Genomic DNA, 22393 nt, shown 5'->3' on the forward strand with positions numbered 1-22393 from the left:
GCGCGCGGGGGCGGCGCGGGGCCGGCCCGCGGGCGGCACGCCCACGTCGGTCAGCGCCGGGGCCTGCCGAGCAGAATAGCCTCCAGCAGCTGGATCACGGTGTCCTGCGGGCAGATCCGGTCGTCGAAGGCGCGACCGAGATCGACTACGAGGCTGAACGCGGCGTGCACCAGGATCCTGGCCTCGCCCAGCGAGAGTTCCGGGCGCGCGGCCACGACCAGCTTCGCCCACTCGGTGATGATCAGCTGCTGCAGATGCCGCAGGGTCACCTGGTCGGCGTGATCGACGTGGCCGAATTCCGCGTAGTACACGAAGGTCAGCGCGCGTTCGTCGAACGAGCCGGCCACGTACAGCCGGATCAGGGTGCCCAGCGCCGCGGCGGGACCGTCGGCCGCGGCGATCGCGGGGGCGATGGCGCCCGAGACCCGGTCGGCCGCGCGACGGAACGCGGCCACCAGCAGGTCGCTCTTGCTGCGGTAGTAGCGGTACACCGCCGAGGCGGCGGAGAGGTCGGCGGCGGTGGCGATGTCCTCCACGCTGACGTTCGGATAGCCGCGCTCGTGGAACAGCTCCACCGCCCTGCGCAGCAACAGGTCGTGCTTGAACGGCTGGTAGTCCGCCTTGGCGGGCGCGCTCGGCGCCGCGGTGTCCGGGCGGACCAGGTCGGCGTCGATCAGCGCCCAGCTCGTCGCGGCGAGCAGCGGGGCGAGCGCTTTCGCGGGCACATTGGCGTGGTGATCGCCGATGCTGCTGATCACCGCGAAGATCGACACCGCGCGAATGGCCAGATCGCGCCGGTCCAGTTCGGGGCGGACCGCGCCGATGAGGGCGCGCAGCGCGGCGATGGCCGCGGTGAACTGCGCGGTGAGCTCGTCGAAATCGGCGGGCTCGAGATAGCGGCGCTCCCAGCGCACGAGGGCGACGGTGGGCCGGTTGGCGATCGTCAGGCCGATGATCGCGTCGAGGACGTGCTCGACGCGCTGCCTGGCGGTCCAGTCGTCGGCCTCGGCGGGCAGCTCGGTCGCGCTCAGCGCCAGGCCGGACAGGCGCAGCAGTTCTTTGCGGAACAGCGCGTACTTGCTGGGGAAGTGACGGTAGAGCGCGGTGGAGCTGATGTCGAGCCGCTTGGCGATGTCGTCCATGGACACGCCGTGATAGCCGTGCGCGCCGAACGCGGCCGCCGCCTCGGCCGCGATCTGGGCACGCCGGTTCTTCGGCCTGCGCCGGATCGGGCGTTCCGGCGCGGCCGCGGGTGCTTCGTCTGCCTGCTTGCTCGTCGTCTCGCCCTTTGTTCCTCGGGTGCCGCACAGTCGGCGATGATCTTGCCGCCATGCTATCGCCTGACCGGGTGGGCGCCGCGCACCGGATTCGGTCACCGCGCCCCGTGCGCTCAGTGGGGCAGCGGCCGGCCGAGGGTGACGATCTGGAGCAGCCCGATCACCAGTTCGGGCGGGCAGATCCCGTCGTCGCCGAAGGTGCGGCCGAGGTCGACGACGAGACTGAACGCCGCGTGCACGAGGATCTTGGCCTCGCCGAGCGACAGCTCGGGCCTGGCCTCGGTCACCAGGGCGGCCCACTCGGTCACGATGAGCTGCTGACGGTGGCGCAGGGTGACCTGGTCTGCCTGGTCGACGTGGCTGAACTCGGCGTAGTAGACGAAGGTCAGCGCGCGTTCGTCGAAGGACCCGGTGACATAGAGATCGATCAGTGTCGCCAGCGCCTCGGCGGGCGTGGCCGCGGCGCTCACCGCGGGCAGGATCGCGCCCGAGACCCGGTCGGCCGCGCGCCGGAACGCCGCGGCCAGCAGGTCGCTCTTGCTGCGGTAGTAGCGATACACCGCCGAGGCCGCCGACAGGTCGGCCGCGGTGGCGATGTCCTCCATGCTGACGTTCGGATAGCCGCGCTCGTGGAACAGCTCGACCGCTCTGCGCAGCAGCAGCTCGTGTTTGAACGGCTGCGCCCGGCCCGCGGCCCTGCGCATGAGCTCCGGCGCGCGGCCGCAGGCCGGGTCGGCGTCGATCATCGCCCACGCCGTCGCCTTCAGCAGCGGGGCGAGGGTTTTCGCCGACATCGTCGTGTGGTGGTCGCCGATGCTGCTGATCACCGCGAACAGCGACACGGCCCGGACCACGCGGTCGTAGCCGTCGAGTTCGGGGCGTACCTCGCGCAGGAGCGCGCGGAGCGCGGCGATCGCGGCGGTGAACTGCCCGGTGAACTCGGCGAAGTCGTCGGGCTCGAGATAGCGGCGCTCCCAGCGGGCCAGCGCGGCGGTGGGCCGGTTGCCGATGGTCAGCACGACGATCGCGTCGAGCACGTGATCCAGGCGGTCGCGCGGGGACCAGGTCGTCGCCTCCGCGGGCAGCTCGACCGCGCGCAGCGCGAGTCCGGACAGGCGCAGCAGTTCCTCCCGGAACAGCGCGTACTTGCTCGGGAAGTGGCGGTAGAGCGCGGTCGAGCTGATGTCGAGCCTGCGGGCGATGTCGTCCATGCTCACGCCGTGATAGCCGTGCGCGCCGAAGGCCGCCGCCGCCTCGGCCGCGATCTGGGCCCGCCGGTTCTTCGGCCTGCGCCGGACCTGGCGGGGGCGCGCGGCCGAGGTCGAGGAGGGTTCGGTCACTGGGCGGGTACCGCCGGTAGGGGGGAGTTCACCTTCTCGACCAGCCAGCGGCCGTCGTCGTTGCGCAGGCTGAGCACCATCGACAGCTGGCCGGGCTTGGCCTTGTGCTCGGTGCCGAGGCTCGAGATGCTCGTCCCGATCACCACGATGGCCTCGGCGGCGTTCTCGTCGCCGGTGCGTAGCGCGCACTGGGTGTCGGTGGATTTCGACACCACCTCGCCCTGGGTGAGGGCGTCGCGCAGCTCGGCGCTGGTGGATTCGAACTGCTTCTTCCAGTCGCCGGTGGCGCCGTCGAGCACGGCCCGGAAATAGGTGTCGAGGCTCTTGCTGTCGTAGTCGGCCAGCACCGGGCCGTACCGGCAGGCCGCCTCCCTGGCCTGCTGCTGGGCCGCGAGCAGGTCCTCGCTGTCCTTGTTCTCGAAGAACAGGTACACCGAGGTGGCCACCGAGGCGCCGAGCACGATCGCCGCCGCGCCGCGCAGGCCGAGCGTCTTGCGATCGAGGGCGGACCAGCGGCTTGCGCGCGTGGCGGGCGTCGTGGCCGGGTCGTCCGATTCCGCGGTGGCGGTGGGTGTTTCGTCCTTGCTCATGGTTGGTCGATGCTCCTTATCGAGGTGCGGGCACGGCGGGCTGGGACAGTTCGTCGCCGGTGACTCCGGGCGGCGGGCCCGCGCCGTTGTCGGGTCCGGCGGGCCGTGGCGCGTTGGCCGAGCCGCGCACCTGGAGCGCGGGATTGTCGGTGACGCAGTAGTTGTAGAGCCGCACCCTGGTGTCGGTGGTGGGCGTGGTCGGCACGATCGGGACCGTGTCGTAGTCGCAGGTCGGTCGCGGCCACGGGTCGACGAGGGTGAAGAACGCGTTGTCGTGGGCCGGGACGCCGACCGCCTCGGTGAAGCGGCTCAGCGTGGGGAACAGCAGCTCGATCGCGGGCTGGCGCAGCTTGGCCGCCCGGGTGATGGCGACGAAGTTCGTCACCAGGTCGGTGATCGGATCGTGGGTGCGGGAGAGGAATCCGCCCAGGGTGCTCAGCTGACCCGGTCCCCGCTCGAGCAGCTGGCGCAGTTCGGCGTCGGCGGCGGTGAACTGCTGGAACAGGGCGCTGCCCGCGCTGGTGATGGTGCCGAGGTCCGGCTGGGCGTGCGAGGTCGTCTCGGCGATGACCTCGAGATTGCGCAGCAGATGCTCGGTCTCCGGGAGCAGATCGGTGAGCCCCGCCATCGCCCGCGACAGCCCGGAGATCATGTTGCGCAAGCTGTCCGGCCCACCGGCCAGTGCTTTGTCGAGCTCGTCGACGATGACGTTGAGCCGCTCGGGGTTCATACCGCCCACGAGCCCCGCCATGTTGCCCAGCACCGACTGCACCTGCACGGGCACGGCGGTGTCGGCCCTGGCGACGACGGCGCCGTCGGTGAGGTAGGGGCCGGTGTCGGTCGCGGGCCGGAAATCCAGGTACTGCTCACCGGCCGCCGACAGCCGCGCGACCGAGACGGTGCCGCCGCGCGGAATCCGCGTGCCCTCCTCGATCTCGGCCACGGCCGCGATGCCGGTGCCGTCGACGCGGACCTGCGCGACCCGGCCCACCCGCACACCGCGGAAGGTCACGTCGCTCCCGGTGGTGAGCCCGCCGGAGGTGGCCAGCTCGACGGTGACGGCGAACCGCTCGCTGGTCGGGTCGATCCGCAGGACCGCGCCGCCGAGATACAGACTGCCGAGCACCATGACCACGACCAGGCCGGCATTGGCGACCGCGACGCGACGGCGAACCAGCCACTGCCACAACGGTGAATTCATCGGGGGCCCTCCTGCGGCGGCAGCTGTGGGGTGCTGTTGAGGCGTCCGGTCACCTTGGCGATGACATCGGTGATGCTGCCGACGAACGCGGGAATGTCGGTGCCGTCGGGCCAGCGGCTACCGGCCGGATCGGTGATCGCGCCGATGTCGAGATAGGACAGGATCGCGCCGACCGAGAGGTTCGGCCCGCGCATGCTGTCCATCACCGAGGGGTAGATCTGGTGGAAGCCGTCGAGGGCGCCGGTCAGGTCGTCGCCCATCGCCACGAACCCGTTCATCAGGTTCTGGATGCTCTGGAACAGGCTCACGAACTGCGGTCCGTTCGTCTGGCTGAAATCGCCGAGCGCGTCCATGGTGACCGCGACCTTGTTGATCAGATCGACCATCGCCTGGTTGTTCTCGGCGAACAGGCCGATCAGCTGCGGGAAGCTGTCGGCCGCCGCGCCGAGTTCGGCCTTGCGCCTGGCCAGTTCGCCGGTGAGCACCGACAGGCCGTGCAGGGTCGCGTCCAGATCGCCGGTGCGCGCGTTGAGCGCGGCGATGACCGAGGTCATCTCGCCGATCAGGTGCTGCAGCTGCGGCGCCTTGCCTGCGAAGATGGAGTTCAGTTCGGAGGTGACGCGGGCGGCCTGATTGAGCCCGCCCCCGTTGATCAGCATCGAGACCGACATCATCAGCTGTTCCACCGAGGCCGCCGAGGCGGTGCGCTCGGGGCCGATCCGCGCGCCCTCGCGCAGCGGTGGTCCCGCCTCCGCGGCGCTGGGCAGGGTCATCGCCACGAAGATGTCGCCCAGCGGGGTCGCCTGCCGCAGCTCGACGGTGGTGCCCTCGGGCAGCTGGATGTCCTCGCGGATCAGCATCTCGACATCGGCGAGGAACGAGGTGGTCGAAATGCCGGTCACCACACCGATATCGGTGCCGCCGATCTTGACGTGCGCCCGGTCGGGCAGGTTGAGTGCGTCGCGGAAGGTGGCGTGCAGGGTGTAGCCGGGCCCGCCGATGCCGGGTTCTGGCATCGGCAGCTCCGCCACGGTCATCGAGCAGCCGGTGGCGGACGCGGCGACCGCGGCCGCGCAGAACGCCGCGGCCAGCGTGGTGCGAAGGGTCATTTCGTGAGTCCCAACAGCGCGGCGGTGAGCCCGAAATCCGGGCCCATGTCGGAGATCTTGCCGGTGCGGCAGCCGTCCAGACGCATCTGCACGCGCTCACAGAAGGTGGCGAGCACCTCGCTGTCGAGCACGATCTTGTCGAGCAGGCCGTGCAGGCGCAGCGCCTGGTGCTCGCGGCTGATCGCGTTGTCGAAGTTCTGGAACATCAGCGGCCCGACATCGATGATCTCGGTGAGATTGCGGGCGTTGGCGCGCATCTGCGCGGCGATCGCGACGAACTTGGTGAGCGCGCCGGCGAGCTGATCCTGATTCTGGCCGACGACCGTGGAGGTGTTGGTGATGAAGTCGTCGAGCTGGGTCAGCACGGCCTGCAGGCCGGGAGACTGCTGGCCGAACAGCGCGATCAGTTCGGTGATGCGGCCGCTGAAATCCCGGACCGTCTGGTCGTTCTCGGCGATGATCTGGGTGATCTCGCGCAGGCGCACGATCGTGTTGGCGATCTGGTCCTTGTTGGCGAAGGTCACCTCGAAGGCCGCCGAGAGCTCGTCCAGCGTTTCGCGCAGCCGGTCACCGTTGCCGTCGAGCAGGGGGAACAACACCCGGCTCGCCATCGGGCCCTGCTGGCTGTCGCCTTTGAGCGCCTCGCCGAGCTGGTCGAAATTGGCCAGGATGCGGTCGAGTTCGACCGGCGTCCTGGTTCGTGCCAGCGGAAGATGCGCGCCGTCGGCGAGCTGGGGGCCCGATCCGGTGTAGGCGGGGGCCAGTTCGACGTGGCGGTTGGTGATCAGCTGCGGCGAGATCAGCGCGGCCATCGCGTCGGCGGGGATGCGCACGTCGCGATCGACCGACATCACCACCTCCACGTAGCTGCCGCGTGGTGTCACCGAGTCGACGACGCCGACCGGCACGCCGAGCACCGCGACCTCGTTTCCCGGGTACAGCCCGGCCACGTTCTCGAAGTCGGCGCTGATGCGCTTCTGCCTGCTCAGCACGCGCTCGCCCGCGCCGGTGACGCTGTCGGGCAGCAGCGCGCAACTCGCCGCGAGCAGCGCGGCCAGGCAGAGCGCGGCCACTTTGCTCGCGCGAACGGTTCCCGTGCTCATCAGTTGCACCCCTGTACGGCCTGCGCGAAGCACAGCCAGTTGTCCGGCAGGATCCACGGCGCCCAGATCTCGCCGTAGGGACCGTTGCCCAGCAGATTGTTGAACTGGCGCAAGGTGACCGGGGCGATCTCGTAGATCCGGTCCAGGTTCTCCTTGTTCTCGGTCAACCCGTCCGCCATGGTGTTCAGGTTCGCGATGAGCGGCCCGAGCTCGCCGTTGTTCTCGATGCCCATGTCCTGCAGCAGCTTCGACATCGCGGCGACGTTGTCGAGCAGCTGGGTGAGCAGTGTCTGGCGCTGCTGCACGGCCGCGCCGATCGCCTCGCCCCTGGTCAGCAGCACGAGCACGCTGTTGCGGTTGTCGGCGACGAGCTGGGAGACCTGATCCATGCTCTTCAACAACGTGTCGACCTCGTCGCGCCTGCTGTTGATCACCTGCGCCAGCGCGCCGATGCTGTCGAGGGCCTGCACCGCCATGGCCGGGGAGTCCCCGAGCTGGGCGCTGAACACGTCGAGCGCGGTGCGCAGCTTGTTCGGATCGATCCGTTCGATGCGCTCGAACGAGGAGGTGTACTCCGGATCCTGGATGACCTTGCTCAGGTTGTACGGGACCGAGGTCCGGTCGAGCCCGATCCGTTTGCCGGGCAGGCCCTTTCCGTCGCCCGGTTTCAGATCGACGTGCAGCCTGCCGAGGATGGTCGACATCTTGATCGCCGCGCTCGCGTCGGCGCCGAGCCGGATGTCGTGGCGGATCCGCAGCGCCACGTCGACCCGGTCGTCGACCAGCTTCACCGACTGCACCTCACCGACCTCGATGCCGGAGATGTCTACGGTCGCGCCCTGCTGCAAGCCCGCCGCCTGGGCGAACTCGGCGTGAATGGTGATGTCGCCCAGCCGGATCTGCGTGAGCACACTGGACGCGCCGAGCAGGACCAGCACCGAGGCTCCGGCCAGCAGGCCGAGGCGCAGATGCCGGTTGCGCAGCAGGAATTCTGGAACGCGTGGTCTGATCATCGACACACTCCCGATTGCGAGTTGCCGCCGACCTGTGAGAACAGGCCCTCCGGCAGGAGAACGCCCCACAGGGAAACATCGAGGCGACAGATGTAGGCATTGCCGTAGGTGCCGTACTGGGTGAAACGCGCGACACCGTTGAGGAAGTCGGGGAACTCGAGCGCCATGCGATCCAGCGCGGCGCCGTTGTAGAGCAGCATCATGACGCCGGTGGTGGCGTTGCGCTGCGCGTCGGCCATGCCCGGCTTCACCTGGCCGATGAGCGAGACCAGCGAGTCCGTCGCGCCCGAGACCCGCTCGACCGAGCTCTTCAGCGATTCGCCCTCGGCGTAGAGCCCGTCCATCAGGCTGCGGGTCTGGGTGATCAGCGTCTCCAGCTCGCCGCTGCGGTTGGCCAGGCCCGCGAGCACCGAGCTGAGGTTGCTCAGCACGTCACCGAGGATCTGATCGCGTTCGCCGAAGGTGTTGGCCAGCTGCGCGGCCTGGGTGATCAGTGCCGACAGCGACACCTCGTTGCCCTGCAACGCCTGGATGAGCGTCTCCGACAGGGAATTGATCTGGTCGGGCTGCAGCACGCTGAACAGCGGTTCGAAGCCCGACAGCAGCGAGGACACGTCGAAGGACGGCTCGGTCCGGTCCATCGGGATCTGCGAACCCGGCGGCATCGTCGTGCCCGCGCCCTCGCCCGCGGCCAGCGCCAGGTAGCGCTGGCCGATCAGATTCTGGTACCGCACCAGGGCTTTGGTGGTGTCGGTCAGCTGCTGGCGGGCCTCGATCTGGAAGTCGACCCGCGCGGCGTAGTCGTCGGTGAAGTCGATCTTGTCGATCCGGCCGACCCGCACCCCAGCCATCCGCACGTCGTCACCGACGCGCAGGCCGAGGACATCGGAGAACACCGCCGAGTAGCTCGAGGTGGTGCCGGGCACGCTGCGCTGCAGCGTCGACCAGATGGTGTAGGTGAGCACCGTCGCCAGCACGACGAAGAAGCTGAACCCGATGAGCGCTTTGCCGTATTTCACTGCTGGACACCGCCTTCGGCATCGGGGACGACGGGCAGGCCGCCCAGGATCGCGCCGAGCAGCAGCAGCTGACTGAACGTCGGCCTGCCGCCGACCAGCGCCGACACCGCGGCGACACCGGTCAGCCGCGGCGCCGCCGCGGGCGTGGCCGCGGGGGCGGGATCGAGCGCCGCGGCGGGCGCGGTGATCCCGGGGATGGCGGGCAGCCCCGGAATCGCGGGCAGGCCGGGCACGGTCGGCAGCGTGATGTTCGGCAGGGTGGGTAGTCCGGGCAGCGGTGCCGTCGGGGCCACCGGGGCGGGCCCGGCGGATTCGAGCCACTGCGGCAGCATCGAGGCCGGGTACTCCTGGGGCGGTGCCACCTCCGGCACCGTCGGTCCACCGCAGCGCGGTCCGGTCATCTCGCCGTAGCGCGGGCAGTCCTGCGCGGTGTACTGCTGGAACGGTGTGAAGGTCACATCCATCCGCCAGGTCATCTGCTTGCGCGGGCCGAAGGTGAAGGTCTGCTGCAGCTTTCGCAGCGACGCGTTGAGATTGGCCGCCGTCGACTGCAGCGCGCCCGGGTCCTTGGCGACGCCGCCGATCAGCCCGTCCAGTCCGGCGACGAGCTCCTTTCCCGAATCGGGATTCGCGGCGAAGAGCGCGTTCACCGAGTCGACTGTCGCGTTGCCCTGTACGAGCAGTTCGACGAGCTGGGCGCGGTGCTCGTTGAGCGTGCGCGCCGAGGTGACCGAATCGGCCAGCACCCCGACCAGTTCGGGCGCCGATTGGCTCAGCGCGGTCGCGGCCCGGCCGAGATTGCCCAGCAGGCCGCCGATCTCGGGAATCTGGTGCACGGTGGTGAGCCAGGTGTCGAGGCGCTCGATGGTCGAGCCGGGCACGCGCGCGCCCGGCTCCAGCGCGGCCGAGAGCGTGGCGAGCACCCGTCCGAGCTTCTCGGGCTGGATGGTGGACAGCACCTCGCGCAGGGTGTTGAGCGTGGACTGCAGCTGCACCGTCGCCTCGCTGGTGTCCTCGGCGATGGTGGCGCCCGCGCGCAGCGTCGAGGCGGCCGCGCCGTTGTCGACCAGCTGGATGGAGGAGACGCCGAAGATGTTGTCCGGCACGACCCGGGCGGTCACCGTGTCCGGGATGGTCTCGGCCAGACCGGGTTTCAGCTCGAGGGTGGCGCGCTGGCGCTCACCCTTGGCCACCATCTGCACCGAGCCGACCGCGCCGACCACCATGCCGCGGAACTTCACGTCGGCGCGCTGGGGTAGCCCGTCGCCGGTGCTGGTGAGGTCGGCGCCCACCACCACGGTGTCTTCGAACTCGCCGTTGTAGCGCAGCGCGAGCAGATACAGCGCGACCGCGAAGGCGGTGATCACCGCCAGTCCCGCGAGCGTGAGCTGCAGGGGTTTGGGGCCGCGGCCGCTGAGATCGAGAATCATCCGATCGACCTATCCCGAGATCCGGAATCCGGGGTCGATGCCCCAGATAGCAAGGGTGAGAAAGAGATTGGTGAAGACCATCACGACGATGACCATCTTGATGGCCCGCCCGGCGGCCACGCCGACCCCTTCGGGTCCACCGGTGGCCACGAAGCCGTAGTAGCACTGGATGAAGGCGGCGATCAGGACGAACACCACCACCTTCCCCAGGGAGAAGAACACGTCCCCGCCGAGCAGGAACTGGAAGAAGTAGTGGTCGTAGGTGCCCGCGGTGGTGCCGCCGAGGACAAGCACCGAGAGCTTGGTCGCCACGTAGGCGACCGCCAGGCCCAGCGTGTAGAGCGGGATGATGGTGATGGTGGCCGCGAGCATCCTGGTGGTCACCAGGTACGGCAGCGGCCGGATGGCGATGGATTCCAGCGCGTCGATCTCCTCGGAGATCCGCATCGAGCCGAGCTGGGCGGTGAACCGGCACCCGGACTGGATCGCGAAGGCGAGGGTGCCGAGGATCGGCGCGATCTCCCTGGTGGTGGCGAAGCCGGAGATGGCGCCGGTGAGCGGTCCCATCGTCAGCAGGTTCAGCGCCGTATAGGACTCGACGCCCACGGTGATGCCGCCGAAGGCGCACAGCACGACGACCACGCCGACCGTGCCGCCACCGACGATCAGCGAGCCGTTGCCCCAGCCGACGTCGGCGACCAGCCGGGCGACTTCCTTGCGGTAGTGGCGCAGCGTGAACGGGATCGCGAGCAGGGTCTGGAAGAACACGATCGCCTGGTGCCCGAGGCGCTGATTGGCCCGCACCGGGACCTTGGCCGCGGCGCCGACCACGCGGACCGGGCGCAGGGTCGGCGGGGTGTACTCGGCCGCCATCTCAGACCACCTTCGAGGGGAAGAAGCTGTTGTAGAGCTGGGTGACGATGATGTTGGTGGCGAACAGCATCAGCGCCGAGCTGACCACCGCCGAGTTCACCGCGTTCGCCACCCCACCCGGTCCGCCCTTGGTGTGCAGACCGATGTCGCAGGCGATGATCGCGGTGAGTGCGCCGAAGATCGCCGCCTTGAACAGCGCCACCAGCAGATCGTTGGCGACCGCGAACGAGGCGAAGGAGCTGATGAACGAACCGGGCGTGCCGTGCTGGGCGTAGACGTTGAACATGTACGCGGTGGCGAAGCCGACGAAGACGATGAACCCGCACAGCAGCATGCTGACCAGCACCGCCGCCGCCAGCCGCGGTGCGACCAGCCTGCGCACCGGGTCGACGCCCATCACCTTCATCGCGTCGATCTCCTCGCGGATGGTGCGCGAGCCGAGGTCGGCGCAGATGGCCGAGCCGACCGCGCCGGCGATCATCAGCGAGGTGACCAGCGGCGCGCCCTGGCGGATGATGCCGAGCCCGGCCACCGCGCCGATGAAGGTGGTCGCGCCCACCTGGTTGACCAGCGCGCCGACCTGGATCGACACCACCACCGCGACCGGGATGGCCACGAACACCGTCGGCAGGGCCGAGACGTTGGCCATGAACGCGCACTGTTTGACGAACTCGTGGAACGGGAATCGTCGGTGCGCGATCGACAGGACCAGCTGCACGATCGCGGTCCGGCCGAGCAGGACCTGTCGGCCCAGCGTCTCGATCGACTGCTGGGGGTGTCGTCGCCAGAGCCCGGTGGCGCTGTCGATGATCCGTCCGACCTCGGACGGTTCGGTGGCCGGTTGCGGCGTCACGCTGCACCGATCCTTTCTTGCTTCGGGAGGGCGCTCGGTGGCTAGAGCGTGCTCAGCCAGTGATGGAGCAGGGCGACGAGACCGGCGACGGCCGCGAGACCGAGGACCAGGGCGCAGAGGACGGCGAGCCACAGGCCGAATCGGAGTACCGGATTGACCTGCGTGCGTCCGCCGAGGATCTTGACGATGATCACCACGAGATCGATGACCCAGACCAGTGCCATCATCAGGTCATCGTCACGTTCGCGAAGAGGAGCACGGGCCAGCAGACGATGGACCCGAGGAACGAGACCACCAGGTCCACCCCGTGCAGATCGCCGAGATGGCTTGTGTGGGTGAGGGTCCAGACGCCGCCGACGAGGGCGTAGGGGATGCCGATGATGATGAGCGTGCCGAGAAATTCCGACACCTTCATCTCGTAGCTGAGAAACCTGTCCAGCCGTCGCAACATGGCGGTACCGGTGTTCCTTCCTGCGGGGACCGTCCGGGCGAGCGGTGGGTGTCCGACGTCGTCGACGGTCGCATGATGTTTCCGAGCATTCTTGGGGAAGGGTGCTTGACGCCCCGGGATCCTCCCCGTGATCTCGGGACAGCTCAGTGCTCGTCTGCGGGAACCCCCGTCGTGCACGTCGGCTAAGTTACTACATATTCTCGCCGATGTGACGAGAATTACCGGTAACATATTTTAGGCGGCCCCGATTGTCCACAGCGTGCGGCCGGAGTGGCCCGGTCCTTGTCGCCTGCGAGAATGATCGGTAACTTATGGTCGGAGTCGCCGAGGTCCGGTGACCGTGTAGGAGGAACTCGATGTCCGCAGTCATCGTCGATGTGGTTCGCACGCCCTCGGGCCGGGGCAAGGCAGGCGGCGGATTGTCGTCGGTGCACCCGGCGACCCTCCTGGCCGGGGTGCTCGGCGCCCTGGTCGAGCGCACCGGCATCGATCCGGCGCTGGTCGACGACGTGATCGGCGGCTGCGTCACCCAGAGCGGCGAGCAGGCCAACAACATCTCCCGCACCGCGGTGCTGGCGGCGGGCTTCCCGGAGTCGGTCCCGGCGACCACGGTCGACCGGCAGTGCGGATCGAGCCAGCAGGCCGTGCATTTCGCGGCGCAGGGCGTGCTCGCCGGCGCCTACGACATCGCGATCGCGTGCGGTGTCGAGTCGATGAGCCGGGCCCCGATGTTCTCCAACACCCAGGGCAAGGACTCGCTGCGCGCGCCGCTCGCCGCGCGGTACCCCGACGGCCTGATCGGGCAGGGGATCGCCGCGGAGATCCTGGCCGCGCGCTGGAAGCTCGACCGCGCGACCCTCGACGAGTTCGCCGCGCGCTCGCACCGCCTCGCCGCCGCCACCGCGGCGGCGGGTGGGTTCGACGCCGAGCTGGTGGCGGCCGGTGACCTCACCGCCGACGAGACCATCCGCTCGGGCACCACGGTGGACGGGCTGGCCGGCCTGCGTCCGGCGTTCACCGATCCCGCCATGCTGGAACGCTTTCCGGAGATCGGCTGGTCGGTGACCGCGGGCAATTCCTCCCCGCTGACCGACGGCGCCTCGGCCGCGCTGATCATGAGTGAGGCGGCGGCGAAGAAGCTGGGGCTCACCCCGCGCGCCCGCTTCCACTCCTTCGCGGTCATGGGCGACGACCCGACGCTCATGCTGACCGCGGTCGTGCCCGCCACCCGCAAGGCGCTCGAGCGTGTGTCGCTGACCGTCGACGACATCGACGCCTTCGAGGTGAACGAGGCGTTCGCGCCGGTACCCCTGGTCTGGCAGCACGAGCTCGGCGCCGATCCGGAGCGGGTGAATCCGCGCGGTGGCGCGATCGCGCTCGGGCATCCGCTGGGCGCCTCGGGCACCCGGCTGCTCGCCACGATGGTCAACCACCTCGAACAGACCGGTGGCCGCTACGGGCTGCAGACGATGTGCGAGGCCGGTGGTCTGGCCAACGCGACCATCATCGAACGACTCTGAGCTGGTTCCGGTGGAAGTCCCTGCGCGGCACGGGCTTCCACCGATCGCACTCAGTGCCTCGCCTGGGGAACCGAGCGCAGCCGCGGCACCGTGGTGACGCCGAGCCGGGTGATCGCGGCGACCGTGCGCAACGCCGCCGCGTCCGCCGGGCGGGGTGTCAGGCCGTAGAGCTCGACGGCGCGGGGGTGCTGCATGGCCCGTACCGCGGCGCTCGGCAGCTGCCGGACGATCCACGCGTCCGGCCGGAGGACCTGGGGGCGGAGTGTGGCCGCGGCCGGGGTCATCCGGAGCGTGGCCGCGCAGGTGCCGGCGAAGTACTCGGTGAATTCCGGCCAGCCGGCGGGCAGGTCGCGGTCGCTGATCCCGTAGCTGCGGTACCACCGGCAGCACTGGGTGTAGAGCTCGGCTCTGGTCTCGGCGGTGAGGGCGGGCCCGAACATGTCGGCCGCCGTCATCAGGGCGTCGACGTAGGTGGCGTGCTGGAACAGGAACGTGTCGGGGCGCAGCGCGTGGTAGCGGCTCCCGCGGTCGTCGGTGCCCTTGACGTGCTCGTGCGCGAAGCGGATCGCGGCGGCGGTGTCGTGCGCGGCGCAGGCCAGGTGGATCATCTGCAGCACCGCCCGCTTCTTGTGTTCCCACAGCCGGGTCGTCGTGTGCTCGGCGAGGGCGGGCGCGATCGCGGGGTGTAGGACCTGGAGTCCGACCGCGCGCGGCAGGGTCAGCAGGAACCGGCGGTCACCGAGGTGCCTGCGCAGCAACGCGCCCGCGGCGGGTCGCTGGAGCGCGGCGCGGGGGAGCGTCACCGCCGATCGTCTTCCACGCGGCCATCGATGAACAGCCTGCCCTCGGCGTCGACATGGCCGAGGTCGCCACTGGAGTGCATGCCGTCGACGACCTCGGGGCCGGTGCCGTCGGTGTGCCCGACCACGGAGAGTCCGCTGGACACGAACACGGTGCCGACGACACCGGGCGTGGTGATCCGGCGCCGATTCCGGTCGTACACGGCGACCCGGCACCCGACCGGTGGGTGACCGACGGTGCCCGGCGCCGCGCGCAGGTCCTCCGGTGTCGCGACCGCGGCCACGGCGACCTCGGTCGAGGCGTACAGGTTGTAGAGCACGTCGCCGAACAGCCGCGCGGTCCGGCTGCTCAGGTCCGGCGCGAGGGCCGCGCCCGCGGAGAGGATCACCGCCGGTGTCGCCGTGGGGAATTCGGCCCGGACCGCCGGACCCAGGTCGACGATCTGCCGCAGCATGCCCGGCGTCAGGACCACCGCGTCGGCGCGATGGTCGGCGATCGCGGCCAGGGTTCGGCGGGCATCGAACCGGCCGGGCAGTACCACCACGGTGTTGCCGAGTGCCCAGCCCAGGATCAGCTGGGACAGGCCGCTGCCGTGGAACAGGGGCGCGGCGAGCACGATCGTTCCCCCGGTCGGCAGCGGGACGCGGTCCAGGAACTGCGCCGCTTGCAGCGGCGAAACCCGGCCGCGCTGTACGCCTTTCGGCGTTCCGGTGGTGCCGCTGGTGAGGACGACGATGCCGCCGGGGTCCTCGGGGGCGGGCAGTGGCAGCGCCGAGCGCCACGCCGCGATGCCGTGGATCGTCGGCAGGCCGCGCCGGTTGGTCTCGGCCGCCCTGGTGAGGATGATCGGCGCCGCGCGCGGGTGCTCGTCGAACCGGTCGACGAACTCCGCGTCGACCAGCAGCAGGTCGATCCGTTCGCGGTCGAGCACCGTGCGCAGCCGCGCGCCTGCCAGGTCGGTGCCGAGCAGCACGATGCGCGCGCCGAGCTTGCCCGCGGCCAGCAGCGCGAGCACGAAGCCACGGTGGTCGCGGCACAGCGCGCCGAGCACCGTGTCGGTCGTGACGCCCTGCGCGGCGAGCCCGTGGGCCAGCCGGTTGGACGCGTGGTCGAGTTGCTCGAAGGTGATCGGCCCGCGGTCGTCGATCAGCGCCGCGGCGGCGAGGGTGCCGCGGGTCGCGTGCGCGAGTGTGGTGACGACCGGGCCGAGCGTGGTGGCATCGCGGGCCGTGCGGACCAGTTCCAGCGGCTGCCGGAGCTCGATCGCGCCGCGCCGGAGCAGGACGGCGACGGCGCCGAGCGCGTCGGCGACGGCGCGGACGACGGCGGTCGGCGCGGAGGGGGCGGTCGGCACGGGTACCTCCGGGAGAGGGGTGATCGGAAGAGGGCGGAGCGAGACGTCGACACCCCGGCATCGAGCATACTCAGACATGGAATCAACGGTAACTTAGTTCGGCGAATATGCAGGTGCTTCGGCATGTACGAGTGAGTGCGGAACGGCGAATAGATGAATGATAAGTAACTTATCGACCGCGCGACCGTTGTGTGCAGGAAGAAGCAATGAGAGACTCTGTGTGTGAATCTCTCAACAACGGTGTTTCGAGGTAGGTCATCGGCGCGGGCGGCGAGCCTGCCGGTCGTGGACGCGGATCTGGCGCGCAGGCGCCGCTATCTGAGCGGGTTCGGCGCCGCGCTCGGCGGTCCGGCCAATGTCATCATGCAACTGAGCCTGCCCCCGGTGGGGCGCGGCGTGGTGGAGAGCGTCGTCGAGTCCGGCAGCTTCACCGCCCATCCGCTCAAGCGCGGCCGGACCACTCTCACCTATCTCGCCGTGGCCATGGTCGGCACGGACGAGGATCGCGCCGCCTATCGCGCCGCCGTCGGCACCGCGCACCGCCAGGTCAGGTCGGGTCCCGACAGTCCGGTGCGCTACAACGCCTTCGATCCGCGGTTGCAGCTGTGGGTGGCCGCGTGCCTGTATCGCGGCACGCTCGACGCGTTGACCTGGCTCAACGGTGGACTCGACGAAACCTTTGTCGACGAGTTGTACCGCGACGCCGCGCGATTCGGGACGACGCTGCAGGTGCCCGCCGAACTCTGGCCCGCCGACCGCGCCGCGTTCGCCCGGTACTGGGACTCGATGCTCGGCGAGCTGTCCTTCGACGACGAGGTGCGGGCCTACCTGCTCGAGCAGGTCGTCGGCCTCGGCCCGTATCGCAGGCACACCCGGCTGCTGTTCGGCCGCGCGAACCGGTTCTTCACCACCGGTTTCCTGCCGCAGTGGTTCCGAGACGAACTCGGTCTGGCCTGGAGCCCGCGCAGGCAGCGCGTGTTCGAGTTGTCGCTGCGCGCGGCGGGCCGGTTCCTCGCGGTCATGCCCGAGTCGGTGCGGATGCAGCCCTTCGACCTCTATCTCGCCGACATGCGCAGGCGCCGGGCGAAGGGGCTGAATCTCATCTAGTCGCCGCCCCGTCGCCGGTTGCCCATCGAGTCGTGAATGATCGCCAACTTATCTCCACCGTCTTTGGTTGAAACCCTGTGTAGGTAACGAGAATGAGCGGTAACATAGTGCGCTAGAGGGCCGCTCCCGGTGTCGATTCGCAGTGGTGGGGATCCGGGCGGACACCTCGGGGAAAGGATGGCGATGACCACGGCAACGAAGCCCGGCGAACCCGACTACGGGAATCCGGACAGTGCGGGATACGTCGAGGAGGGGCCCGCGCCACAGTGGCGATCCGCGCGCAGCCCGTCCGGCGACGCGGAGCGGGGCGAGCAGGTCCTGACCCTCGAGCGGGTGCGGATCCACATTCCCGACATCTACCGCTCGCCTCGCAAGCGGCCCGCCCACCTGGCCGACGCGCTGGACTTCTGGATGTTCGCCGGCGCGGCGGCGAACGTGGCCATGCAGTTCGCGCACCAGGGCGTCGCGGCGGGCGTGATGGAGAGTCAGGTCGAATCCGGTGCGCTGATGGTGCATCCGTGGAAACGGTTGCGCACCACCGCCGCCTACCTCGCGACCGCGATTCTCGGCACCGACGAGGACAAGAAGGCCATGCGGGAGGCCGTCAACGTCGCGCATCGGCAGGTGCGCTCGCGGCCGGACTCGAAGGTGAAGTACAACGCCTTCGACCGGCACCTGCAGATGTATGTGGCCGCGGCCATCTACATCGGCTTCGAGGACACGCACCAGATGCTGCACGGCAAGATGTCGGCCGAGGAACTCGAGGTGTTCTACCAGGGCGCCGACACCTTCGGCACCACCCTGCAGGTGCATCCGGACATGTGGCCCGCGACCAGGGCCGACTTCGACGCGTACTGGCTCGAGGCCTGCAAGGGCGTGGTGTGCGACGACGAATTCCGTGCCTACATCGACGATCTGCTGCATCTGCGGATGATCAACTGGCCGATGCGGGTCGTCGCGGGCGGGCTGCTGCAGTTCCTGACCGCGGGCTTCCTGCCGCCACACTTCCGCGAGCAGATGGGCGTGGAGTGGAGCGCGTCGGATCAACGGCGCTTCGAGCACCTGTTCCTGTTCGTCGGTTTCGTGAACCGTTTCATCCCGAAGTTCATCCGCTTCGCGGGGACGCACGCGATGATGCGCGATGTGCGCAGGCGGATCCGAAAGCAGAAGGCGCTCATCTGAACCCGCGCACTCGCCGTGGCGGGGACGGCGAGTGCGCGAGCCGAGCGCTCAGGGGAGCGCGGCGAGTGCGTCCACCTCGAACAGCATGCCGGGCAGGGCGAGCGCCGCGACCCCGAGCAGGGTCTGTGCGGGTGGGCGCTCGCCCCAGATCTCGGCGATCTTGGCGCCGAGGATCGCCAGCTTGTCCCCGTCGTGGTCGACGATGAACGTGCGCAACTGCGCGACGTCGGCCCAGCTCGCGCCCGCCGAGCGCAGCGCGATGCCCAGATTTTCGAAGGCCCGGTCCACCTGGCCGGCGAAATCCGGTGCGGTGGTGTGCCCTTCGCGGTCCGAGTCGTACTGGCCGGCGATGAGCACCAGCTCACCGGTCACCCGGGCGACGTGGCTGTAGCCGAACCCGGTCGGGTCGTGCAGGCCGGACGGGTTGCTGATCACCACGGACATACGGAAACTCCTGTCGTCGACTGTGTCGTGCACACAGACGACGACGGTGCGGTGCCGAGTGTGACACCGCACCGTCGGTGACTCAGCCGGTGACGGTCGTGCGCTCCGGGACCGGCTCGGCCGCCGCGGCCACGGGGCGGGGGAGCGTCCAGGTCGCGAGGACCGACAGGATCGCCACCGCGAAGCAGGCCAGCGTGTACCAGAGGTTGCCGATCGGATCGCCGTTGGCGGTGCGGCCGTCGACGGCGTCGAAGAAGTCGGGCAGCGACGCGATCCAGAGCGCCGCGAACACGACCAGATACACCACGGTGTAGATCTGGACGAAACGATCGACGTACCCCGGGGCGGATCCGGACCCGGCGCGCAGTCGCCGCCATTGCCGCGTCATCGCCACCACGGCCACCACCGACATCGTCAGCAGTTCGAGCGCGTAGACGACGCCGCGGACGGTGTCGCCCGCCAGGCCGATCACCGTCGCCGGGAGCGGGAGCAGGAACGTGCCGACCGAGGCGAGCAGGCCGATGACCACGGTGCGCCAGGTCAATTCGACGCCGCTGAAATGCCTGCCGTCGTCGACGTGCCTGCCCACGAAGTACTGCACGCAGAAGGCCAGCGACATCGGCCACAGCGCCGCGAACACGACCACGCTGCCCATCGGCACCGAATCGAACATGGGCTGGTTGATCGGATTCTCGACGGTCCACTCCCACCAGCGCAGCTGCGGGCCGAGGTGATCGAAGATCTCGTAGAAGGCGTGGTGGACGAAGCCGACACAGGCGGCGCCGATCAGGACGCCGTACTGCCGGAAGACGCCGAGCATCCGGACCAGTCCGAAGGCCATCGTCGCCATCAGCGGGTAGATCGCGACGATGTAGAGCGGTAACCGTCCCCAGAGGAAGTCGACGGTGAACACGTTGTGCGCGAACATCGTGTCGACGTGGTCCTCGATCCCGAACGCCGCGGGGAAGTACAGCGGGGGTTCGATGACGAACAGATAGGCCGTCGCGCCGAACCACAGCACCAGGTTGGTGGGGTCGCCGTGGCGGCGCAGGCGGACGATCGCGAACCACAGGGCCAGCACGGCCCCGACGATGATGGTCAGCTCCAGGACCGGCAGCGTCCAGTTCTCCAGGGCGAACGGACTGCGGAACTCGACGAGGCCGCCGGCCTCCGCGCAGGAGAAGCCGAGTTGGGTGGCGAGGTCGGCGAAGGTGGGTGAGCAGTGCTCGGCCATGATCGAGCTCCTAGGAATTCACGGAATCGGCGGTGTACCACCGGGTCACGTCGTAGCCCTCGTCGTAGCGGCGGAACCACTCGTCGGCCAGCGCGGGCAGATTCTCGTGCGCGGGATTGTGCCGCGGCATCTGGCTGCGGATGATGCCGACCAGGGCGACGAGCTGTTCGCCCAGGCCCAGATCGTCGAACGCGCGCGGCATGGTGCCGTTGTCGGCGGGGCGCAGACCCGGCAGCCAGCGGCGCAGCGTCTGGCCGCGGCGGTAGTTGGCGAACATCGACAGCGCGTCGACCTGCCGATCCGCCAGTGGCACATGCTCGTTGAAGCCCTCGCAGGCCACCCGGATCACCTGCAGCACGTGCCGGAAGATCGAGGGCGCCACGCGCATCCGGTACATCTCGCTGTCGACCACGGAGTTGAAGATGATCAGCGCGGAGCTGCGATGTTCGACCTCCTCGACGAAGTGCCAGATGAACAGCGAGGCCACCCGGTCGTCGCCGGGGGCGAACAGGCTCTTGTCGTTGTCGAGCATGAGCTTGAACACCGGGGTGAAGGTGGCCTCGAGGTCGGCGGTGTAGGCGAGGCGGTACTTGACCGGGGTGCTCGCGGTGAGCTTGTCGAATTCGGCGATCACCGCGTCGAGGGTCTGCTGCAGGCCGGGGTAGCGGCGGATCAGCGCCTTGACGTGCTGGCGGTGCGCGGTCGAATGCTGGCCCTCCTGACGCATGAACGCGTCGGCCTCCTCGGCCACCTCGGGATCGGTGATCTGCGGCTTCGCCTGGGTGATCAGCTGCACGATCATCTTCTCGAAGCCGATCGCCAGGAACGAGACGGCATTGGCCATCGAGGAGAACGCCGGGTTCTGCGGGTTCCACAGAAACGGCACGTCGTAGTCGGAGAAGGCGAAGTCCATCTTGCGGACGTGAAGGTCGGTCACGGTGGGATACCTCGTTGTTCGGGCGTGCGCCTGCCGCTCGGGTCGGATGCGGCAATCATACAAAGAAGGCTTCGTGTGTATGGTCACTTTCGCCGAATCGGCCGTGACCAGGGGTTTGTGCTAGCGTCCACCCGGTGGCGCGCAGACGTGGATGGGGTGGCAGTCCGCCGAAGGACGATGCGGAGGCCTCGTGCCGGATCATCGCGGCGGCGGTGGAACTCATCGGGCGGACCGGGGCGGAGATCAGCATCGCCGACGTCGCCGAATCGCTCGGGGTGATCCGCCAGACCGTGTACCGGTATTTCCCCAGCGCGGACGCGCTGATGACGGCGGCCGCGATCGCCTCGGTCGACGGCTTCCTCGACCGGCTGACCGCGCACGTGCGCGGACTCGACGACCCCGCCGCCGCGATGATCGAAGCCGTCGTCTACACCCTGACCGAGGTCCGCCGGACCCCGCACCTGGGCATCCTGCTGTCGAGTTCGTACTCGAACCTGCACACCGACAGCCTCACCTCCGACGAGGCGCAGGCCTTCGGCATGACGATGATCCGCCGCTTCGACGTCGACTGGGCGGCACACGGTTACGACGACTTCGCGCTGAGCGATCTCGTGGAGTACGCGCTGCGGACCATGCAGTCGTTCTTCCTGTCGCCGGGGCATCCGCCGCGCACCGACGACGAGCTGCGGCGCTACCTGTGGCGGTGGATGGGGACCGCGATCAGCGCGCAGGCGGAGTCCGCGCCGGGCCGATGAGATCGGTCAGCGCCGCCTCGACGTCGGGAGCGGCGAGGGCATGGCGGACGCTGCGCAGGACGAGCAGGCGCGGGCGCGGGCAATCCGGTGGCGCGGAATCGAGGTCGGTGGGCACGACGCGGGTCGCCGCGCCCAGCCGGTCGCGCACGCGGATCATCAGGTCGTAGCGGCTGATCGGCTCGGGGCCGGCGAGATGGACGACGCCGGTCTCGTCGAGGAGTTCGACGAGCAGCGGTGCGAGCGCGGGCAGGTAGAGCGGGGTGCCGATGATGTCGGTGCGGGCCTCGAGCACCGGTGCGGTGAAGCGGGCCAGGAACTTGTCCGAGGTGGGGCTGCGGCCGTACACCAGGGGCAACCGGACCACCAGGTGCCCGTCGCGCTGCAGGACCCGTTGCTCGGCGGAGGCCTTGGTGCAGCCGTAGACGTTGATCGGGCTGCGCAGCGCGGTCTCGTCGTAGGACTCGCGGGTGCCGTCGAAGACGTTGTCGGTCGACAGGTACACCAGCTTGGCCCCCGCGTCGTCGACCGCGTCGAGCAGCGCGGGCATCGGGGCGACGTTGGCGGCGTACGCGGCGTCGGGATCCCGTTGGGCGGCAGCCAGATCCACGAGTCCGGCCGTGTGGACGACGACGTCGAACCCGCCGCCGACGAGCGCGCGGACGGCCTCGGCGTCGGCCAGATCGAGCGGGACGAGTCCCTGCCCGCGCCTGCTCGTGCCGACGACCTCGTGGTCGCGGGCGAGCTGGACGGTCAGCGCGCTGCCGACGAACCCCGAGGCGCCGAGAACCAGAATCCGCACG

The 22393-nt window shown here is 69.5% G+C and carries 23 protein-coding genes; 4 read left to right on the top strand and 19 right to left on the bottom strand.

Annotated elements, in window-relative coordinates:
* Positions 1-50 precede the first annotated feature (50 nt).
* The 13 genes from AB0H56_RS20150 to AB0H56_RS20210 all read right to left on the bottom strand — a co-directional run bounded on the left by AB0H56_RS20150 (position 51) and on the right by AB0H56_RS20210 (position 12259).
* Entirely contained in the window at positions 51-1376 is a 1326-nt protein-coding gene (locus AB0H56_RS20150) for a helix-turn-helix domain-containing protein (protein WP_357165261.1), read from the bottom strand.
* A 14-nt stretch (positions 1377-1390) separates the two neighbouring features.
* Positions 1391-2617 (bottom strand): helix-turn-helix domain-containing protein, encoded by a 1227-nt coding sequence (locus tag AB0H56_RS20155; protein WP_357165264.1) that lies wholly within the window; start codon positions 2615-2617, stop codon positions 1391-1393.
* A complete protein-coding gene (locus AB0H56_RS20160) occupies positions 2614-3207 on the bottom strand; it encodes a hypothetical protein (RefSeq protein WP_357165267.1) in 594 nt (197 codons plus the stop codon). Before AB0H56_RS20160 ends, AB0H56_RS20155 begins: the two co-directional genes overlap by 4 nt.
* Positions 3208-3223: 16 nt before the next feature.
* Entirely contained in the window at positions 3224-4408 is a 1185-nt protein-coding gene (locus AB0H56_RS20165; RefSeq protein ID WP_357165270.1) for an MCE family protein, read from the bottom strand.
* Positions 4405-5517: an MCE family protein gene (locus tag AB0H56_RS20170; RefSeq protein ID WP_357165273.1), complete on the bottom strand. Its 1113-nt coding sequence runs from the start codon at positions 5515-5517 to the stop codon at positions 4405-4407. The genes AB0H56_RS20165 and AB0H56_RS20170 overlap by 4 nt, the downstream gene beginning before the upstream one ends.
* On the bottom strand, positions 5514-6620 hold the full coding sequence (locus AB0H56_RS20175; RefSeq protein WP_357165275.1) for an MCE family protein: 1107 nt from the start codon (positions 6618-6620) through the stop codon (positions 5514-5516). The genes AB0H56_RS20170 and AB0H56_RS20175 overlap by 4 nt, the downstream gene beginning before the upstream one ends.
* Complete coding sequence (locus AB0H56_RS20180; protein ID WP_357165278.1) at positions 6620-7633, bottom strand: MCE family protein; 1014 nt, start codon at positions 7631-7633, stop codon at positions 6620-6622. Before AB0H56_RS20180 ends, AB0H56_RS20175 begins: the two co-directional genes overlap by 1 nt.
* Complete coding sequence (locus AB0H56_RS20185; protein WP_357165281.1) at positions 7630-8652, bottom strand: MlaD family protein; 1023 nt, start codon at positions 8650-8652, stop codon at positions 7630-7632. Before AB0H56_RS20185 ends, AB0H56_RS20180 begins: the two co-directional genes overlap by 4 nt.
* Entirely contained in the window at positions 8649-10082 is a 1434-nt protein-coding gene (locus AB0H56_RS20190; protein WP_357165284.1) for an MCE family protein, read from the bottom strand. The genes AB0H56_RS20185 and AB0H56_RS20190 overlap by 4 nt, the downstream gene beginning before the upstream one ends.
* Positions 10083-10091: 9 nt before the next feature.
* On the bottom strand, positions 10092-10955 hold the full coding sequence (locus AB0H56_RS20195) for an ABC transporter permease (RefSeq protein WP_357165287.1): 864 nt from the start codon (positions 10953-10955) through the stop codon (positions 10092-10094).
* A 1-nt stretch (position 10956) separates the two neighbouring features.
* Positions 10957-11766 (bottom strand): ABC transporter permease, encoded by an 810-nt coding sequence (locus AB0H56_RS20200; RefSeq protein ID WP_357166000.1) that lies wholly within the window; start codon positions 11764-11766, stop codon positions 10957-10959.
* Between the two features lie 83 nt (positions 11767-11849).
* Complete coding sequence (locus AB0H56_RS20205) at positions 11850-12035, bottom strand: hypothetical protein (RefSeq protein ID WP_232998558.1); 186 nt, start codon at positions 12033-12035, stop codon at positions 11850-11852.
* Positions 12035-12259, bottom strand: a complete 225-nt coding sequence (locus AB0H56_RS20210) for a hypothetical protein (RefSeq protein WP_110038543.1) — start codon at positions 12257-12259, stop codon at positions 12035-12037. Before AB0H56_RS20210 ends, AB0H56_RS20205 begins: the two co-directional genes overlap by 1 nt.
* 356 nt (positions 12260-12615) lie before the next feature.
* On the opposite strand from AB0H56_RS20210, the gene AB0H56_RS20215 reads away from it, so the two are divergent.
* Positions 12616-13779: a thiolase family protein gene (locus AB0H56_RS20215; protein ID WP_357165292.1), complete on the top strand. Its 1164-nt coding sequence runs from the start codon at positions 12616-12618 to the stop codon at positions 13777-13779.
* Positions 13780-13829: 50 nt separating this feature from the next.
* Here AB0H56_RS20215 and AB0H56_RS20220 read toward each other — a convergent pair whose 3' ends face one another.
* Positions 13830-14582, bottom strand: a complete 753-nt coding sequence (locus AB0H56_RS20220; RefSeq protein ID WP_357165294.1) for an oxygenase MpaB family protein — start codon at positions 14580-14582, stop codon at positions 13830-13832.
* Positions 14579-15934 (bottom strand): AMP-binding protein, encoded by a 1356-nt coding sequence (locus AB0H56_RS20225; protein ID WP_357165297.1) that lies wholly within the window; start codon positions 15932-15934, stop codon positions 14579-14581. Before AB0H56_RS20225 ends, AB0H56_RS20220 begins: the two co-directional genes overlap by 4 nt.
* A 285-nt stretch (positions 15935-16219) precedes the next feature.
* Between AB0H56_RS20225 and AB0H56_RS20230 the strand changes: the two genes are divergently transcribed.
* Both AB0H56_RS20230 and AB0H56_RS20235 read left to right on the top strand, forming a co-directional pair.
* Positions 16220-17041 carry an oxygenase MpaB family protein gene (locus AB0H56_RS20230; RefSeq protein WP_357165300.1) on the top strand — a complete coding sequence of 274 codons (822 nt, stop codon included), beginning with the start codon at positions 16220-16222 and terminating at the stop codon, positions 17039-17041.
* Between the two features lie 183 nt (positions 17042-17224).
* Positions 17225-18223, top strand: coding sequence for an oxygenase MpaB family protein (locus AB0H56_RS20235; RefSeq protein WP_357165303.1), 999 nt, complete (start codon positions 17225-17227; stop codon positions 18221-18223).
* 48 nt (positions 18224-18271) lie between these two features.
* Here the strand turns inward: AB0H56_RS20235 and AB0H56_RS20240 are convergent, their stop codons facing one another.
* From AB0H56_RS20240 to AB0H56_RS20250, 3 genes are all read right to left on the bottom strand, one after another.
* Positions 18272-18667 carry a Rid family hydrolase gene (locus AB0H56_RS20240; RefSeq protein WP_357165306.1) on the bottom strand — a complete coding sequence of 132 codons (396 nt, stop codon included), beginning with the start codon at positions 18665-18667 and terminating at the stop codon, positions 18272-18274.
* Between the two features lie 82 nt (positions 18668-18749).
* The gene (locus AB0H56_RS20245) at positions 18750-19901 is read right to left on the bottom strand and encodes a hypothetical protein (RefSeq protein WP_357165309.1); all 1152 of its coding nucleotides are present in this window, start codon (positions 19899-19901) and stop codon (positions 18750-18752) included.
* Positions 19902-19911: 10 nt separating this feature from the next.
* Positions 19912-20838: a metal-dependent hydrolase gene (locus tag AB0H56_RS20250; RefSeq protein WP_280221580.1), complete on the bottom strand. Its 927-nt coding sequence runs from the start codon at positions 20836-20838 to the stop codon at positions 19912-19914.
* Between the two features lie 134 nt (positions 20839-20972).
* On the opposite strand from AB0H56_RS20250, the gene AB0H56_RS20255 reads away from it, so the two are divergent.
* Positions 20973-21593: a TetR/AcrR family transcriptional regulator gene (locus AB0H56_RS20255; RefSeq protein WP_357165312.1), complete on the top strand. Its 621-nt coding sequence runs from the start codon at positions 20973-20975 to the stop codon at positions 21591-21593.
* Here the strand turns inward: AB0H56_RS20255 and AB0H56_RS20260 are convergent.
* The gene (locus tag AB0H56_RS20260; RefSeq protein ID WP_357165315.1) at positions 21559-22392 is read right to left on the bottom strand and encodes a sugar nucleotide-binding protein; all 834 of its coding nucleotides are present in this window, start codon (positions 22390-22392) and stop codon (positions 21559-21561) included. The two genes, AB0H56_RS20255 and AB0H56_RS20260, sit on opposite strands and share 35 nt — an antisense overlap.
* Position 22393 lies beyond the last annotated feature (1 nt).

Source organism: Nocardia sp. NPDC050717 (assembly GCF_040654275.1).
Classification (GTDB): Bacteria; Actinomycetota; Actinomycetes; order Mycobacteriales; family Mycobacteriaceae; genus Nocardia.

What these genes read in the sequence shown, in the direction of transcription:
- AB0H56_RS20160 (WP_357165267.1), bottom strand. Translation starts at nt 3,207, where the DNA reads ATGAGCAAGGACGAAACACCCACCGCCACCGCGGAATCGGACGACCCG.
- AB0H56_RS20165 (WP_357165270.1), bottom strand. Translation starts at nt 4,408, where the DNA reads ATGAATTCACCGTTGTGGCAGTGGCTGGTTCGCCGTCGCGTCGCGGTC.
- AB0H56_RS20170 (WP_357165273.1), bottom strand. Translation starts at nt 5,517, where the DNA reads ATGACCCTTCGCACCACGCTGGCCGCGGCGTTCTGCGCGGCCGCGGTC.
- AB0H56_RS20175 (WP_357165275.1), bottom strand. Translation starts at nt 6,620, where the DNA reads ATGAGCACGGGAACCGTTCGCGCGAGCAAAGTGGCCGCGCTCTGCCTG.
- AB0H56_RS20180 (WP_357165278.1), bottom strand. Translation starts at nt 7,633, where the DNA reads ATGATCAGACCACGCGTTCCAGAATTCCTGCTGCGCAACCGGCATCTG.
- AB0H56_RS20190 (WP_357165284.1), bottom strand. Translation starts at nt 10,082, where the DNA reads ATGATTCTCGATCTCAGCGGCCGCGGCCCCAAACCCCTGCAGCTCACG.
- AB0H56_RS20195 (WP_357165287.1), bottom strand. Translation starts at nt 10,955, where the DNA reads ATGGCGGCCGAGTACACCCCGCCGACCCTGCGCCCGGTCCGCGTGGTC.
- AB0H56_RS20205 (WP_232998558.1), bottom strand. Translation starts at nt 12,035, where the DNA reads ATGATGGCACTGGTCTGGGTCATCGATCTCGTGGTGATCATCGTCAAG.
- AB0H56_RS20210 (WP_110038543.1), bottom strand. Translation starts at nt 12,259, where the DNA reads ATGTTGCGACGGCTGGACAGGTTTCTCAGCTACGAGATGAAGGTGTCG.
- AB0H56_RS20215 (WP_357165292.1), top strand. Translation starts at nt 12,616, where the DNA reads ATGTCCGCAGTCATCGTCGATGTGGTTCGCACGCCCTCGGGCCGGGGC.
- AB0H56_RS20235 (WP_357165303.1), top strand. Translation starts at nt 17,225, where the DNA reads ATGACCACGGCAACGAAGCCCGGCGAACCCGACTACGGGAATCCGGAC.
- AB0H56_RS20240 (WP_357165306.1), bottom strand. Translation starts at nt 18,667, where the DNA reads ATGTCCGTGGTGATCAGCAACCCGTCCGGCCTGCACGACCCGACCGGG.
- AB0H56_RS20245 (WP_357165309.1), bottom strand. Translation starts at nt 19,901, where the DNA reads ATGGCCGAGCACTGCTCACCCACCTTCGCCGACCTCGCCACCCAACTC.